Here is a 15,234-nt window from a genome sequence, read left to right as displayed (position 1 = left end):
GCGCTATCGCAGAGTGGAAATCCGCTTTCCGTCGGCGAGGCGGGCGCTCAGCTCGGCCTGGGCCCCGGCCTTCGCCGGGACGGCCAGCCGGTCGCCGGCGGCGGTGCCGTGGACGCCGCCCGAGGCCGTGATGGACCGGACGTCGCCGCCGCCGGCCGCCAGGGCGTACCACGTGCCGCTCGCGGCCTTCCACAGCACGCCCGCGAGGACGTGCGGGTCGCGGGCCCCGCAGGCGGGCGTGGACTCGGCGCGGGCGACGACGGTGGCCGGCGCCCCGGCCCGCGTGCCCGGCGGCTGGAACAGGGCGAGTGCCCGGCTGCCCGCGCCCCGCCACGTCTCGGCGCGGGCGCACGTCCACTCGGCGCTGCCGGCCCCGCCGGGCAGCTGCTGGGCCGCGAACGGCCAGGCGTTGACCGAGCGCACGCCCTGGCCCCGCATGGTCTGGAGGTGGCAGGCGGCGTGGGCCCAGCCGGCCCGGCCGCCGTCGCCGCTCACGTCGCGAGGGGCGGCGGGGGTGCCCGTGGTGAGGAGGGCGGGGGCCAGCTCGCCGAGGTCGGTGACGAGGCGGCCGCCCATCTGCAGGGCGGGCCAGCCGTTGCAGTCGTTGCCGGGGGCCGGGCTGGGCGTCGGGTCCGTCACGCCGTCGGCGTCGCGGTGCAGCGGGATCGGGGCGTCGCCGGGCCTGAGGAGGTCGCGCACGGAGACGTCGTCGACCCAAGGGGCGGTCAGATAGCGGACGTTGTTGTCGGCGCGGCCCACGACGACGGCCGTCGCCGTGCCGGCGTCCGCGGCGTCCGTCCGCGCGAAGTCCAGGGCCGCGGCGCCGGTGTCGCCGTCCTTCGACTCGGCGTAGCGCACGACGCGCAGGCCGTCGTGGAGCAGCACGACCGCGGCCTGCCCGACCTCGCCCGCGTACAGCAGCTGGGGCGGGCCGGCGGCCGGGCCGGACGGGGTGCCGGGGGTGGCCGTGACCTGGACCGTACGGCCCGGGCGGGCCCAGACGGCGAGCGCGCGGCGCAGCAGCTCCTCGTCGCCGAGGCGGTTGCCGCGGGCGGGCCAGGCGGCGAAGCCGGGGCGGTCCGCGGTCTTCCAGGCGCCCGGCGCCGCCTTCGTCAGCTTGGCCGGGTCGAGGGCCTGCTGCGCTGCGGCGTTCTGCGCGTAGGGCGGGGCGGCGGCGCCGTCCGGGCCCCAGCCGTCGCCCGGCAGGGCCACGAGGACCCCGCACACCGCGGCCGCCGCGACGGCCGCGAGTGCCGCCCGGGTGTGGTGGCGGCGGCGCATCAGATCGGTGGGCCGCGCCTGGAGGGAGCAGGGGTCGAACTCCATGGATTCCAGCAGCGAGCCGTCCCGGCTGCCGGGCGGGGTGCGCAGCCCGTCCGCTTCGAGCACCGCGGCCCCCGGGTCCTCGACGCCCGCCGCGGCCAGCACCTGCCGGACGTCACGGTCCGCGGGCAGCTCCAGGGCGCGCAGCACGTACGCCGCCCGGCCCGGGCCGGACAGGGTGGCCAGCCCCTGGTCCAGGGCGAGCTCGTCGGCGCCGCCCGAGCGGGGGAACAGCCGCAGCCCCCACACCTGCGGCAGCAGCGGCGGCAGCTGGCCCGGGCGCGGCAACTGCCAGCGCCCGCGCGGCCGGCCGGCCTCCAGCGCCGACCGCAGCACCCGCAGCCGCACGTAGGCGTAGCCGGGGTCGCCCGGGGATCCGCCGGGCCCGCGCGGCGCCGGCACCGCGAGCCCGGCCTGCTCGTCCGCCGCGACGCGGTTGCGCGGCAGGGCCCGCTGGACGAGGGCGTGCGCGGTCAGCACGCGGCGGTTGCGGCCCAGCGACGGCGGCAGGACGAGATACCCGAGGCGCACCAGGCGCGGGTAGTGCTCGATGAGCGCGGCTTCGGCCTGCTCGACGTCGACGGGGCCGGGGAGGGGGCGGGGGGCTGTCGCTTGCTGCTCCACGATCCATAGAACGAGTGAATGGTGAGATGGTCACCTCACCCCTGGGCGTGCCCCGGTGTCACCTCGCCCCCCGGGTGTGCCCCCGGCCCCGGGATGCGTCAGGCGATGCAGCGGGCCCGGATGCGGTCGACCGCGTCGTCGGGGATGCCCAGGCCGCCGCGGACGTACGCCTCCACGCCGCCGTAGGTGCGCTCCATCTCCTCCAGCGCCGCCGTCAGGTACGCCGAGCGCACCCCGAGGATGGCGTCGGCGATCTCCGGGTCGCCGCCCGCGGCGGTGAACCGGTCGCTGAGCGGGGCGAAGGCGGCCCGCACCGCCGGGTTCACCGCGAGGTACTCGGCGCGGACCGTCTCCTCGTCCGCGCCCAGGAGCAGCAGGATCACGGCGGCCGCCCAGCCCGTGCGGTCCTTGCCCGCCGTGCAGTGGAACAGCAGCGGGCCGCAGTCCGGCTCGGCGAGCGCCGACAGCAGGCGGGCGTAGGCGGAACAGGCGGACTCCGAAGTGACGAAGGAGCGGTACGAGTCGCAGAGCAGCTTCTCGGCCTTGCCGCTGCCCAGGTGCTCCTCGGCGACGGCGGGGCTGCCCAGCACGGAGTCGAGCCTGGCCGGTACGCCGTCGCCCGCGGCGGCGGCGCGGGCCGCCACGCTGCCGGCCATGACGTCGGCGACGATCAGCCGGGCCCCGGCCGGGACCTGGTCGGGCCGCTCCTCCCGTTCGTGCTCGGTACGCAGGTCGACGACCGTGTGGATGCCGAGGGCCGCGACCGCGGGGTCGGCGGCGGGGTCGAGCCGGTCGAGCTGGCCCGAGCGCAGCAGCAGGCCGGGGCGGACGGCGGAGTCGCCGGTCAGCGCGATGCCTCCGAGGTCACGGAGGTTGATGATGGTCGAGGCGTCGAACTGCGGCATGCGGGCGTCTCCTGTGTCTGTAGCGCACAGCGTGTCTGATATTGATCAGATATCTGCCGTTTATCTACTGTTATTGTGCCCAACAGAGCCGAAGCTCGCGCCCGCACCCCTCACGTAGCGCGACGTCGAGGCCAAGGGCGGTCGGGCGCCCCGCGCCGCCGGGGCCGCCTACGGCGTCATCGACCAGCCGGCGAACTGCGCCGTCCCCCTCGCCCCGCTGCCGTCGTTGCCCGCCGTCAGGAACAGGCCGATATCCTGGGCGGCGGCCGTGCCGGGGACCTTCGCCGTGGCGACCGGGAGCCACGTCGTGCCGTCCGTCGCGTACTCCGCGGCGAACTCGCCGGGCCCCGTGCGCGTCAGCCGCAGGGAGACCGGGGCGCGGACGCCGGCCACCTGCCGGTAGGCGTCGAACGTGCCGTCGCCGTTCGCGTCGTACGACAGGACGACGCCCTGCCCGGGCGTCACCGCGAGGTTCACCGCTCCCGCCGACCACCGCGTGCCGAGCGCGTTCCGCGCGATGATGCCCGAACGGGCCCAGTTGTTCGTGTCGGTCTGGCTGAGGACCCGCACCCGGACGCTCGCGCCGACGCCCAGCGCCCCCGCCCGGTACACCGCGCCGAACTCCTCGGTCCGCTTCCACAGGTCGTCGCCGGAACCGTCGATCGCGAAGCGGTCCCCGCCCAACTGCCCGAAGACGGCGGCGTTGTTGGTGACCGTGCGCCAGCCGGCGGACAGCGGGCCGGCCAGGAACAGCGTTCCGGCCCGCACGGCCCGCACGGGCTCCTCGCCCTGCGGCCCGTAGCGCGCGCTCACCTCGTACGGCAGCGGCTGCAACGGCCGTTCCAGCGGCGCCGCGGGGGCGGTGACGCGCCAGCGGGCCGACAGCGTGGTGCCGGGTTCCAGCCGCGGCACCGACGTGGGGCCCTGCGCGCCCGCGGGCAGGCCCGAGACGGCGAGGTCGACGCGGCCCGTGGCGCGGAAGCCGTTGGCATTGGTGAGCGCGGCGGAGAGCGCCGCCGTGCCGCCGGGCGCGACGGCCACGGGGTCGAGCGTGCTCGCGAGCGTCCCCTGGTAGGGCAGGGCGGCCAACGTGTCCCGCACGCGCGCCGCCGTACGGTACGGGTCGCCCACCGGCCGCTGCGGGTAGTCGGTGCGCTCGCGCGTCCAGAACTCCTCCACCGTGAACCAGTCCACGGCCCGCGGCGCCCGCCCCACCCGCAAGGCGTCGTCCAGCTCCTCCAGCCAGCGCCGCCAGCGCGGCAGGTAGAAGTCGCCCACGAGGCCGTGCCAGTCGCGGCTCGCGTAGTCGTGCAGCTTGCCGCCGTCGGACGTGCTCCGCTCGCCCCACACGGTGATGAGCACCCGCGCGGTGCGCTCCAGCTCGGCGGCCTCGTCGGCGTCGGAGCCCATCGCCCGGGCGGCGGCGGTCCAGGGGCCGAGCATGAAGGCCCGGTGCGTGCCCGCGACGTCGTCGGCGAGCCGCATCAGCTTCAGCCACAGCGCGGACAGGACGCGGAAGGCGGCGCGGTCCTTGCGCGCGTACGCCTCCTTGAGCTGGGGGAGGAGCTGCCGGCTGCGGTGGGCGAGGGCCTGGCGGGCCACGTCGACCAGGTCGTAGCGGTACGTGTCCGCGCCGCGCAAGCCCGCCGCGACGCCGAGCAGTCCGCCGAGGGCGGCGTCGAAGCGGACGGGGTCGTAGGCGGGGGCGCCCGGCGCGTACTCGGCGGCGCGGTCCGCCCCGAGGGCCGGGCGGGCGGCGAAGAGGCTGTCGTGCGGGTCGCTGCGCCCGGGGGCGTTCTGCCGGTACGCGGTCTCGCCCAGCACCGTCCACGCCTCCCGCGCGGCCTTGTCCCCGCGGCCGTAGCGGAACGCGGCGTACGCGCCGAACCACTGCGCCCGGCCCGGCGCGCTCTCCAGCCACGCCAGTTCGGAGAAGTACTCGAAGGCCGCCGGATCGCGGTCGGCGCCCTCGGGCATGTACGCCGTGCCCGCCAGGGCGCTGCCCGGCTTGTCGCGCCACGCGAAGAACCGCTCGTCCCACACGTGCGTCTTCGCGCCGAGCGTGGTGCGCCCGCCGTAGTTGGGGATGCTGCCGAAGGCGTACGGGGTGCCGCCCCAGTCCTTCTCGCGGTCGGTGACGCCCGTGAAGCGGTCGGAGACGCCGTCGACGATCAGCATCCGCCGGCGGTCCACGGCGCCCAGCAGCTCCGGCAGCGGGTTGTCCTCCCAGCCGAGGATCACCCACGTCGCGTCCGGGTGCGCGGTGCGCAGCGCCTTCTCGACGGCCTGCGCGGCGGCCGCGACGGGCACGTCGCCCGCCGTGCCGCCCTCGTGCAGCAGGTCCATCTTGAAGTGCCCGGCCGGGCCGAGGAGACGGGCCTGGTGGTCGTAGAAGGAGGCGGCGACGCGGGCGAATGCGCCGGAGCGCGGGTCCAGCCAGTCCGGGCGCCGGAAGCCGTGCCAGGTGCCCTGCGGGACGACGCGCGCGTCGGCGTTGCGGGAGGAGAAACCTTCCGGCACGGAGCCGTAGTAGCCGGGCAGCACGGGCGCCATGCCCAGCTCGCGCAGCCGGGCGGTGATCCGGGCGCCGAGGGCGGCGCGGGAGTCGATGAGCTTCTGACCGAGCGGGCCGCCGTAGCCGCTGAGGTTCTGCAAGAGCCACCACGGCTGGTGGGACGGGGCGGGCAGCCAGGCGCGGGCCTCGGCGTCGCTGTAACCGAAGTCGAGGAGGACGCGCTGGTAGACCGCCTCGTGGCCGCTGATGACGAGGACCTCGTTGCAGCCGTGCAGGGCGAGGACGTCGATCATCCGCTCCCAGTAGGGCCAGTCGGCGTACGGGAAGGTGTAGCCGTCGTTGGTGTCGTTGAGGGCGAAGCGGTGCCGGAGCCTGCTCGCCCGTCTCAGCGGGCGGGCCGGGGCGGGGAGGCTGCGCGGCAGGTCGGCGTGGCGCGCGCCCCAGGTGATGTGCGCTCCGCACACGTACTTGAGGTACCAGTGCACCCCTGTCAGCAGCACCGCCGGGCTCGTGCCGGCGACCTCGATCCGCCCCGTGCGGCCGGTCACTTCGAAGCGGTCCTCCCGGCCCTCGCCCTCGGTGGGCGCGAGCGCGGTCAGCTGGAACTGCTCCGCGTGCCCGGCGCCCAGCAGCCGCACGAGGGCCGCGGCGGCGGGGGCGGTGCCGAACGGCGGGCGGTCCGCGGCCCGGGCGGGCGGCGCGTGGGACGCGAGGGCGGCCCCGGCACCGAGCGCACCCGCGGCCCCCAGCAGCAGGCGTCTCGACGGCTTCGGCTGATCGGTCGGCTGACGGGTCGGCTGATCGGTCATAGCGCTCTCCACTGTGCTGAATGCGACAACGGACGCGTGCGCGGCGCACGTTAACCGGCGTCACCAGAGGGAGCAATGGGGCGCGCTCGGCGTTCAGCCGTGATCGGCCGAGCGGTCGGCCGGTCAGCCCCGGTGGAGAGTGGCTCGGATTCGGTCAGTAGGTGGTCATTAGGCGGTCAGGAGCCGTTCAGCCCCGGTCGAGGTACGCCAGCACCGCGAGGACGCGGCGGTTGTCGTCCTCGGACGGCGGCAGACCGAGCTTCCCGAAGATGTTCGACGTGTGCTTCGCCACCGCCCGCTCGGTCACGTGCAGCTGCGCGGCGATCGCCGCGTTCGACCGGCCCTGGGCCATCAGCTCGATCACCTCGCGCTCGCGCGGCGTCAGCCCGCCCATCGGCCGGTCCTGCGCCCGCCGCGACAGCAGCTGGGAGATGACCTGCGGATCCATGGCCGTACCGCCCGCCGCGACCCTGCGGACCGCGTCCACGAACTGGTCGGCGTCGAAGACCCGGTCCTTGAGCAGATAGCCGACGCCGCCGCTGCCGTCCGCGAGCAGCTCCCGCGCGTACAGCTGCTCCACGTGCTGGGAGAGCACCAGCACCGGCAGGCCCGGCGTCTCCCGCCGCGCGGCGAGCGCGCACTGCAAGCCCTCGTCGGTGAACGACGGCGGCAGCCGTACGTCCACCACCGCCACGTCCGGCCGCAGCTCGGCGAGGGCCCGGGACAGCTCGGGGCCGCTCTCCACCGCCGCCGCGATCTCGAAGTCGTACGCCTCCAGCAGCCGGACCAGACCGTCCCGCAGCAGGAACAGGTCTTCGGCGATCACAACGCGCACGGGCACTCCAACGTCGGCGAGGACAGCGCCCCCGGGCGCTCCGGGTGGCCCGGGCGGGCGGGGGCGGGCAGGTGGTTCGCCCTCATCGTCGCCGATGCCGCGGACGCGCGGGGAGCCGGGGCGGCGGCCCCGGCCCTCTTTCTCCGCCGGCGCGTCAGCGCAGGACGCAGGGAATCTCCATGGTGACCATGGTCGGCCCGCCGGCGGGGCTGCTCACGGCCAGCACGCCGTCCAGGGTGCCGATGCGCCGCTCGATGCCGGCGAGCCCGGAGCCCGCCGCGCGCGCTGCCGCACCTCTCGTGGCAGCGTCCGCCGGGGCGACCGCCCCGCCGCGGCCGTTGTCCGTCACGGAGATCCGCAGCATGCCCTCCGCGTGGTGCACGTCGAGCCACACCCGCCGGGCACCCGAGTGCTTGGCGGCATTGGTGAGCACCTCGCTGACCGCGAAGTACGCCGCCGTCTCGACCGGCTCCTCGGCCCGGCCCGCCAGCTCGACGTCCACCTCGACGGGCAGCGGCATCCGCAGCGCCAGGGCCCGCAGGGCGTCGGCCAGGCCGCGCTCGGCGAGCACCGGCGGGTGGATGCCCCGCACCAGGTCGCGCAGCTCGGCCAGGGCCTCGGCGGAATTGGTACGGGCCGCGGCGACGAGCTGCTTGGCGCGGGCCGGGTCCTTCTCGATCAGCGCCTCGATCGTGCCCAGGCTCATGCCCATGGCGACCAGGCGGGCCTGCGCGCCGTCGTGCAGGTCGCGCTCGATGCGGCGCAGCTCGGCCGCCGAGTCGTCCACCGCGTCGTGCCGGGACTCCGTGAGCCGGTCCACGCGCCGGGCCAGTTCGAGCTCCCGGGCCGTGGCCGGGCCGGGCGCGATCAGCTGCTTGGCCAGCAGGAAGTCCGCGCGCAGCAGGGGCCGGGCGAGGAAGGCGCCCAGGACTCCCCAGACCAGGCCGAGCGGGGCCGCCAGATGGGCGGTGGACTGGTCGGTGATGTGGAGGAACGTGAACCACAGACCACCGCCGGCCCGCTCGATCGGCTCCCAGACACCGAGGGCCAGCACGATCCCCCACGGCAGGTACAGCACGAGGACGGGCGCCAGGATGGCCAGCAGCGTGCCGGCCGTCGCGTCCACCAGCAGCCACAGCAGGTCGCGCCAGGTGGCGGGGTCCTTGAGCAGGGCCGTGCAGAGCTCCACCTGGCCGGCGAGGCCGGGGCGCCGTGCGGGCAGCGGGCGGTACGGCTCGGGGATCTCCACCCCTGCCCAGGCCTTCGCCTGGCGGCGGCGCAGGGAGGCGTGGGCCCTATGGGCCCCCACGGCCACGGGGGTGGTGAACAGGCCGATGCCCAGGAGTGTGAACGCGATCGAGAGCACGGTCAGCACGAACAGCAGGATCGACGCCACCAAGCCGAAGATCGCCAGCCATAGGCCGCGCGCCGCGCTCAGCAGTGCGTTGCCGATCTTCTTCATCCGGTGTCCCCCTGGTGCTGTGCTCCCGGGCCCGCGGACCGGGCCCGGGAACCAGTGTGGACGACCGCTTCATGATCGTCACGGGGGGTGCCGCCCCGGCGATGGTGTACCTAGCCCCACCCTCTGACCTCGGGGTTTGCCGACGGAACCGGGTCTTCGGGGGCGCCGGGCAGCCGGTTCGGATCAGTAGCCGGCCGGCGGCGCGTACTTGTAGCCGACCCGGCGGACGGTCACGATCGACGCGCGGTGCTCGGCACCCATCTTGCGGCGCAGCCGGGCCACGTGGACGTCCACGGTCCGGCCGTCGCCCACGTGGCCGTAGCCCCACACGGTCGTCACCAACTGGTCGCGCGTGTGCACCCGGTGGGGGTGCGCGACCAGGTGGGCCAGCAGCTCGAACTCCAGGTACGTGAGGTCGAGCCGGCGCCCGGCCACGCTGGCCGTGCGCTGCTCGGGGTCGATGCTCACCAGCGCGTCCCCGCGGGTGGCGGCGGGCGCGGCCTCGGGGGCCTGCTGCTCGGCCGGGACGAGCACCAGATAGCCGATCATCGGCGGCTGGCCGGGCAGCGACGGCACGGTGTGCTGCGGCGCCGGCATCCAGGTGGCCGCGCCGGAGTGCAGCAGCTCGGCGACCGGCGGCACCTCGTCCGGCGAGACGGCCCGGAGTCGGTGACGGTGCGCGGTATGCGAGGGGTGCGGGGAGTGGGTCGTGGCGTGCGGGGCGGCGGAGCCGGCCGTGGCGGTGGCCGCGGTGGACGGGGCGGGCACGGTGAGGGTACGGAGGTTCGTCATGGAGAGCTCAGCTCTTTCGCGCGAGAGACCGTCGAGGGGACGTGCGTGTGCGCGGGGCCGTTGGCCGGGACCGGGGACCGGCGGCTGACTTCGACGTGGGGGTCAGCGGGAGGAGAGGGCCTGCGCGGAAGTCGCGCGGCAACACACTCGGTCGAAGTCGTCGTGCTGACGGGAAGGCCAGAAGGGCTCGAGGTCGAAACGACCCGTCGCGGTGTTCTGGAAGCTGGCCATGCCCCTATTGAAGCATGACCTGCGACGGCGCAGCAGACTCCGGGTGCAGGCGGATACGCAACCTTGGCGTGATGCCCGCCACCCGCGAAGGGTCCGGAAAATACGGAGCAATCGACTCCGGAAAGCGGGGGCGGGCGGACCGGCCCCCGCGAGGCGATCACGCCGCCGGCAGCCGCCTGCGCCACTCCAGCGGCTCGACCCGTATCGCCCGGTCCGGATCACCGTCCCACTTCGAGGACAGGCCGGCCGCGGTGAGCGCGGCCACGACCTCCTGCCCCACGGCGGCGGAGGCTTCTTTTTGGTCTCCCTCGTCCTCGTGCGCGCCGTAGGTCAGCAGCAGGCCGCCGCCGTCGGCGGCGTGCCGGGTGTCGTCGTGGTAGAAGAACACGAAGCCGTGATCGCCCTCGGCGGCCTCGCCGCCGATCTCCGTGAAGGCGCAGTTGCCGCAGCAGGCGAAGTGCATCCGGGCCGTGACACCGCTGCCGTTCAGCGCCGCGAACGCCTCCGCGACCCGGTCGGCGTCGGTCACCTCGGGCCAGCCCTCCTGCTCGGCCAGCCGCTCGCGCCACAGGCGGCGCACGATCCGGCGGGCAGCCGGCACGGAGAGCGGGGTGGCGCCGTCGGCGTGGAAGTGGTCGGAGACGGCCTCGGTGATCTCCTCGGCCGTGCCGAACCCGCACCGGATCAGCCGTCCGGCTTCCGCTTCCGCCTCGGCCAGCAGCTCCGGATCCGGCTCCGCAGCGTCTTCGCCTTCCTCCTCCGGAAACCGGACCTGCTCCCAGGCGTACCCGTCCGCCCACCCCTCCTCGCCCCGCGCCCACGCCACGAACACGGCCGTCACCTCGCCGGCGCTCTCCATCCGCACCCCGAAGTGCCGCTCGGCCGTGCCCTCGCGGTACTCCACCTCGTACGGCCCGCCGTCCTCGTGCCAGGTCTGGATGTAGTGGTCCTGGCCGCCCTCCGCGTCCGCCGCCGCCCGCTCTATGCGCTCGACCACCGCGAAGCGGTCGCCCTCCCCGCCCAGCCGCGCGACGACTCCCGCCAGCTCCTCGGCGCTGACGTGCGAACGTACTTCTCCGGACTCGGTGTTGACGGTGATGGGCAGCGCGGATGACAGCATGGATCCCCCTCGCGGATGGGCCGCCCCCCGTTCGGCGACCCGCGTAGGAGCATCCTGACACCCCCCACTGACAACGAGGCGGGTCAGGACTTCCCGGCGATGACCGGGTAGTGGTCGCTGAGGTTCGTGTACGTGTAGTCCTTGCCCCAGCTGGAGACCGTCCACGGTGCGGACGACTCCTTGACCACCGTGTTCTTCCAGGACGCCGGGCGCGCGTGGCCGTTGCGGTGCAGGACGTAGTCGAGGTCCTCGCGGCCGTCCGTCGGATAGCGGTAGGCCGCGATCGAGTTCTCCTTCGTGTCGAAGGAGTACGGGTGGCCGGTGCGCTCCGTCGCCGGGGCGAGATCCGCATTCGCGAGCAGGGCCGCGTATTCGCTCCCGTGCGAGTCCACATTCAAGTCACCGGCGACCATGACCTGCTCGTTCGCGGGAATGTTCTTCGCGTCGAGGAAAGCGCCGATCTGGCGGAACTGCTTCGCCCGGTCCGCCGCCGCCTCACCCGCCGCGCAACCGCCGTCGGTCGATTGCGCGTGCGTCCCCACCACGTGCACCTTCGCGCCGTTCACATTCAGCACGACGTAAGCGAAACCCTTGTTGGACCACCAGTCCGCACCGCACGCGTCGTTGAAGATCACCTGCTCCTTGCGGACGACCGGCCACTTGCTGAGCACCGTCACCCCGCCGTCCTCCGGCGTGGTGGACGAGTAATTCCCGCTCGTGGCGTCCCAGCCGTCCTTGCCGCGCCCGACGACCGGCGTCTGGTACGGGTACGAGCCCGCCGCGTTCGCCTTGAGCGCGTCGGAGGCGCCGTTGTCGAAGGCCTCCTGGAGGACGACGACGTCATTTCCCTGGAAGAAACCGGCGGCCGGTATCTCCTTGGCGCGGTGGTCCTGACCCCAGTTGGGGTAAAGGTTCTTGCTCATGAGGAAGGTGTTGTAGGTGAGCACCTTCAATTCCGGAACATCGGCGGTCGAGGCGGCCTGAGCGGCCGTCGAAGGCACCGCAGCGGCGAACGCGACGGTGGCGAGCGTGATCGTGAGCGCGGGCTTGAGGTTCGGCATAGCAACATCAAATCAGCCACTGTTACTTCCCGACATCCTTACGGTGATCAATTCCCCTACGCGGGGCGACGACTTAGTGTTCCGCCCTCGTGTCCTGTCTTCGTGTCGCGTTCGCGCATGAGTCGTTGAGTGCGTTGGAAGAGTGGAAGAGATGCGGTGCACCACCCACCGTGAGGAGTTCCCATGCCCCCGCCCCCGCACCAGGGTCTCGTGCTCGATTTCGGCGGCGTCCTGACCACCCCGATCGCCGAGTGCACCCGGGCCTTCTGCCTGCGCGAAGGCCTCGCGCCCGACGCGTTCCTCCAGGTCATCTCCACGGACCCGGAAGGGCGCGAGATCTACGCGCAGCTGGAGCTCGGCCGGATCGGCCAGCCGGAGTGGAACGAACGCACCGCCGCACTGCTCGGCGTCGCCCCGGACAACCTGATCGGCCGGGTCCTCGCCGACCTCCGCCCCGAGCCCCTGATGCTCGCGGCCGGCCAGGCGGCCCGCCGCGCGGGCGTCAAGGTGGGCATCCTGTCCAACAGCCTCGGCTCCGGCCCCTACGACCCCTACCAGGGCTACGGCTTCGGCACCCTGTACGACGCCGTGGTGCTCTCGGGCGACCACGGCCTCCGCAAGCCGGAGCCCGGGATCTACCCGCTCGTCCTGAAGGAGCTGCGGCTGCCCGCCGAGGCCTGCGTCTTCGTGGACGACTCGGCCCGCAACCTGCCGCCCGCCCAGGACCTCGGCATGACCACCGTCCTGGACGCCGATCCCGCGGAGACGGTGAAGAAGCTCGAAGAGCTGTTCCGGATCCCGCTGAGGTGACCGGCCGGCTCCACCGAAAGGAACGCAGAGTTCAGTGAAGATCGACGGTTCCACCGTGCTCGTCACCGGCGCCAACCGCGGCATCGGACGGGCGCTCGTCTCCGCGTTCCTGGCGCGCGGCGCCCGGCGCGTCCACGCCGCCGCGCGGAATCCGGCCGCCCTCGAACCGGTCGTGGCCGAAGCCCCGGACCGCGTACTTCCGCTGGCGCTGGACCTCACCGTGCCCGCCACGATCGACGCCGCGGCGCAAGCGGCCTCCGACGTCACCCTGCTCGTGAACAACGCCGGCACGCACGCCGTCGGCCACCTCCTCGACATGGACCTCGGCGCCGTCGAGGACGTGATGCGCACCAACTGCCTGGGCACCCTGCGCGTCCTCCGGGCCTTCGTGCCCGTCCTGGAGCGCAACGGCGGCGGGGCCGTCGCCAACGTCATCAGCATCGGCGCCTTCGGGGGCACGCCGTCGCTCGGCGGATACCCGGCCTCCAAGGCCGCGCTGCACCTGATGACGCAGGCCGTACGGGCGGACCTCGCCCCGCGCGGCATCGCCGTCCACGCCGTCTTCCCGGGGCCCGTCGACACCGACATGCTCGACTACGTCGCCCGCAACGAGCCCGCGTTCGGGGACTTCCCGCGCGCGCCCGTCGCCGAGGTCGCCGCCGCCGTGCTCGACGGCCTGGAGGCGGGCGAAGAGGACATCTTCCCGGACGCGTTCGCCGCCGAGGTGGGGCGGGTGTGGAGGGCCGACCCGAAGGCCGTGGAGAGACGGCTGTCGGGGATCACGTAGGGCATCGCACCGCCACCGCGCCGCGTGGCACAGCAGCGGCGTACCTCTCAGCGGATGTGCCAGTGCCGCGCCGCCGGCCCGTGGTGCGTGGCCAGGGCGCGGTCCAGGTTCGTGGCGGCGCTGATCAGCGCGAGGTGGGTGAAGGCCTGCGGGAAGTTCCCGAGCGCCTCGCCCGCGGGCCCGATCTCCTCGGCGTAGAGCCCGAGGTGGTTCGCATGGGTGATCATCTTCTCGAACACGTAGCGGGCCTCGCCGATCCGCCCGGAGCGGGCGAGCGCCTCGACGTACCAGAACGAGCACAGGTTGAACGTTCCCTCGCCGCCGTCCAGGCCGTCGCTGCCGTCGGTCCGGTAGCGGTGCACCAGGCTGTCGCTGACCAGCTCCTCCTCGATCCGCCGCACCGTGGACAGGAACCGCGGGTCCTTGGGCCCGGAGAACTTCACCAGCGGCATCACCAGCAGCGAGGCGTCCAGCGTCGGGCTGTCCGGGTACTGGCAGTACGCGCCGAGGTCCGGCGCCCAGCAGCGGTCCTGCACGAACCGGTACGCGGCCGCCGCCGTGTCCCGCCACTGCTCGACGGGGGCCGGCATGCCGCGGTGGCGCGCGATGCGCATGGCCCGCTCGAAGGCGACCCAGGTCATCAGCGCGGAGTACGTGAAGCGCTGCCGTCCGCCGCGGGTCTCCCAGATCCCGTCGTCGGGCTCCTCCCAGTTCTTCTGCAGCCAGTCGAGCTGGCGGGCGAGCGCCTCCCACAGCTCGTACGAGATGGGCTCGGCGTGCTTGTTGTACAGGTAGACGGAGTCCATGAGCTCGCCGTGGATGTCGAGCTGGGTCTGGCCGGCCGCGGCGTTGCCGATCCGGACCGGGCGCGCGCCGTTGTAGCCGCAGAGGTGGTCCAGGATCGTCTCGGGCAGGTCGGGGCGGCCGTCGATGCCGTACAGCACCTGCAAGCCGGTGCCGGGCGGGGCCTGCGCGCAGCGCTGGTGGAGCCAGTCGATGAACGCGGCGGCCTCCTCCGTGAAGCCCAGCCGCATCAGCGCGTAGAGCGTGAAGGCGGCGTCGCGGACCCAGGTGTAGCGGTAGTCCCAGTTGCGGCCGCCGCCCGGGGCCTCGGGCAGGGAGGTGGTCGCGGCGGCGACCAGGGCGCCGGTCGGCTGGTAGACCAGCAGCTTCAGGGCCAGCGCCGAGCGCTCGACGACCTCGCGGTAGCGGCCCCGGTACTGCGACTGCCGCAGCCAGCCGTCCCAGTACTGGAGCGTCGTGTCCAGCAGCCGCGTGGCCTCCGCGCAGTCCAGCGGGCGCACCACGCCCTCCCGTACGGCACCCTCTCCGTCCCACTGCGCGGCGAGCTCCAGCGACTGGCCGGGCTCCAGCGTCACCGTCGCGCGGGCGGAGCCCCCGTCGCCGGGCGTCAGGGGCACGGAGGAGCGCAGCACGAGGAAGCCGGCCGGGCCCGCGAAGACGGCGCCCGCGCCGGGGACGGGCGTGACCGTGTGCGGGGCGCGGCCGTAGTCGAACGCGGGCCGGCAGCACACGTCGATCACGGCCCGGCCGCGCAGCACCCGCACCTCCCGCACGATCTGGCGGGTGCCCGAAGCCGGGCAGGACGGGTGGTCGGGCACCATGAAGTCGTACAGCTCGGCCACCGAGTCCCGGCCGAGGAACCGGGTCAGCAGCACGTTCGAGTCGGGCATGTACATCTGCTTGGTGCGCTCCGCGCCACGCACCGTGACGCGGAAGAACCCGCCGCGGTCGGCGTCGAGCAGGGACCCGAAGACGGAGGGCGCGTCGAAGCGGGGCAGGCAGCACCAGTCGATCGTGCCGTCCACCCCGACGAGCGCCACGGTGTGCAGATCGCCGATGATCCCGTGGTCCTCGATGGGCAGGTAGCCGGGTTTCATGGGCCCCTCCTCCGCGGAGCGGCATGCCACACCACCCGTTATACCGCCGACGGCGGCCG

11 protein-coding genes are annotated in these 15,234 nt (G+C 74.1%); 2 read left to right on the top strand and 9 right to left on the bottom strand.

Features of this window, described 5'->3' with window-relative positions; genetic code table 11:
- Positions 1–3: 3 nt before the first annotated feature.
- The 8 genes from D7231_RS08495 to sph all read right to left on the bottom strand — a co-directional run bounded on the left by D7231_RS08495 (position 4) and on the right by sph (position 11,677).
- Positions 4–1,947 carry a hypothetical protein gene (locus tag D7231_RS08495; RefSeq protein ID WP_120754325.1) on the bottom strand — a complete coding sequence of 648 codons (1,944 nt, stop codon included), beginning with the start codon at positions 1,945–1,947 and terminating at the stop codon, positions 4–6.
- Between the two features lie 98 nt (positions 1,948–2,045).
- Complete coding sequence (locus D7231_RS08490) at positions 2,046–2,852, bottom strand: tyrosine-protein phosphatase (protein ID WP_120754324.1); 807 nt, start codon at positions 2,850–2,852, stop codon at positions 2,046–2,048.
- Between the two features lie 168 nt (positions 2,853–3,020).
- Positions 3,021–6,176: an alpha-N-acetylglucosaminidase gene (locus tag D7231_RS08485; protein WP_120754323.1), complete on the bottom strand. Its 3,156-nt coding sequence runs from the start codon at positions 6,174–6,176 to the stop codon at positions 3,021–3,023.
- Positions 6,177–6,363: 187 nt separating this feature from the next.
- Positions 6,364–7,011 (bottom strand): response regulator transcription factor, encoded by a 648-nt coding sequence (locus D7231_RS08480; protein ID WP_120754607.1) that lies wholly within the window; start codon positions 7,009–7,011, stop codon positions 6,364–6,366.
- 154 nt (positions 7,012–7,165) lie between these two features.
- Positions 7,166–8,473, bottom strand: coding sequence for a sensor histidine kinase (locus D7231_RS08475; protein ID WP_120754322.1), 1,308 nt, complete (start codon positions 8,471–8,473; stop codon positions 7,166–7,168).
- A gap of 183 nt (positions 8,474–8,656) precedes the next feature.
- Positions 8,657–9,265, bottom strand: coding sequence for a winged helix-turn-helix domain-containing protein (locus tag D7231_RS08470; protein WP_120754321.1), 609 nt, complete (start codon positions 9,263–9,265; stop codon positions 8,657–8,659).
- A gap of 388 nt (positions 9,266–9,653) precedes the next feature.
- Positions 9,654–10,616 (bottom strand): DUF6891 domain-containing protein, encoded by a 963-nt coding sequence (locus D7231_RS08465; RefSeq protein WP_120754320.1) that lies wholly within the window; start codon positions 10,614–10,616, stop codon positions 9,654–9,656.
- An 83-nt stretch (positions 10,617–10,699) separates the two neighbouring features.
- Positions 10,700–11,677 carry a sphingomyelin phosphodiesterase gene (sph, locus tag D7231_RS08460; protein ID WP_120754319.1) on the bottom strand — a complete coding sequence of 326 codons (978 nt, stop codon included), beginning with the start codon at positions 11,675–11,677 and terminating at the stop codon, positions 10,700–10,702.
- A 183-nt stretch (positions 11,678–11,860) separates the two neighbouring features.
- On the opposite strand from sph, the gene D7231_RS08455 reads away from it, so the two are divergent.
- Entirely contained in the window at positions 11,861–12,487 is a 627-nt protein-coding gene (locus D7231_RS08455) for an HAD-IA family hydrolase (RefSeq protein ID WP_120754318.1), read from the top strand.
- Positions 12,488–12,521: 34 nt separating this feature from the next.
- A complete protein-coding gene (locus D7231_RS08450) occupies positions 12,522–13,274 on the top strand; it encodes an SDR family NAD(P)-dependent oxidoreductase (protein WP_120754317.1) in 753 nt (250 codons plus the stop codon).
- A 47-nt stretch (positions 13,275–13,321) separates the two neighbouring features.
- Here D7231_RS08450 and D7231_RS08445 read toward each other — a convergent pair whose 3' ends face one another.
- Positions 13,322–15,175, bottom strand: coding sequence for a glycoside hydrolase family 15 protein (locus tag D7231_RS08445; protein WP_120754316.1), 1,854 nt, complete (start codon positions 15,173–15,175; stop codon positions 13,322–13,324).
- Positions 15,176–15,234 lie beyond the last annotated feature (59 nt).

It is taken from the genome of Streptomyces klenkii (assembly GCF_003626645.1).
In the GTDB taxonomy this organism is placed as follows: domain Bacteria; phylum Actinomycetota; class Actinomycetes; order Streptomycetales; family Streptomycetaceae; genus Streptomyces; species Streptomyces klenkii.
This window is presented reverse-complemented; position numbering and strand designations above follow the sequence as displayed.

Bases quoted from the DNA above. Each gene is read 5' to 3' on its own strand.
- D7231_RS08470 (WP_120754321.1), bottom strand. From the start codon at position 9,265: ATGACGAACCTCCGTACCCTCACCGTGCCCGCCCCGTCCACCGCGGCC.
- D7231_RS08485 (WP_120754323.1), bottom strand. From the start codon at position 6,176: ATGACCGATCAGCCGACCCGTCAGCCGACCGATCAGCCGAAGCCGTCG.
- D7231_RS08465 (WP_120754320.1), bottom strand. From the start codon at position 10,616: ATGCTGTCATCCGCGCTGCCCATCACCGTCAACACCGAGTCCGGAGAA.
- D7231_RS08475 (WP_120754322.1), bottom strand. From the start codon at position 8,473: ATGAAGAAGATCGGCAACGCACTGCTGAGCGCGGCGCGCGGCCTATGG.
- D7231_RS08455 (WP_120754318.1), top strand. From the start codon at position 11,861: ATGCCCCCGCCCCCGCACCAGGGTCTCGTGCTCGATTTCGGCGGCGTC.
- D7231_RS08490 (WP_120754324.1), bottom strand. From the start codon at position 2,852: ATGCCGCAGTTCGACGCCTCGACCATCATCAACCTCCGTGACCTCGGA.
- sph (WP_120754319.1), bottom strand. From the start codon at position 11,677: ATGCCGAACCTCAAGCCCGCGCTCACGATCACGCTCGCCACCGTCGCG.
- D7231_RS08445 (WP_120754316.1), bottom strand. From the start codon at position 15,175: ATGAAACCCGGCTACCTGCCCATCGAGGACCACGGGATCATCGGCGAT.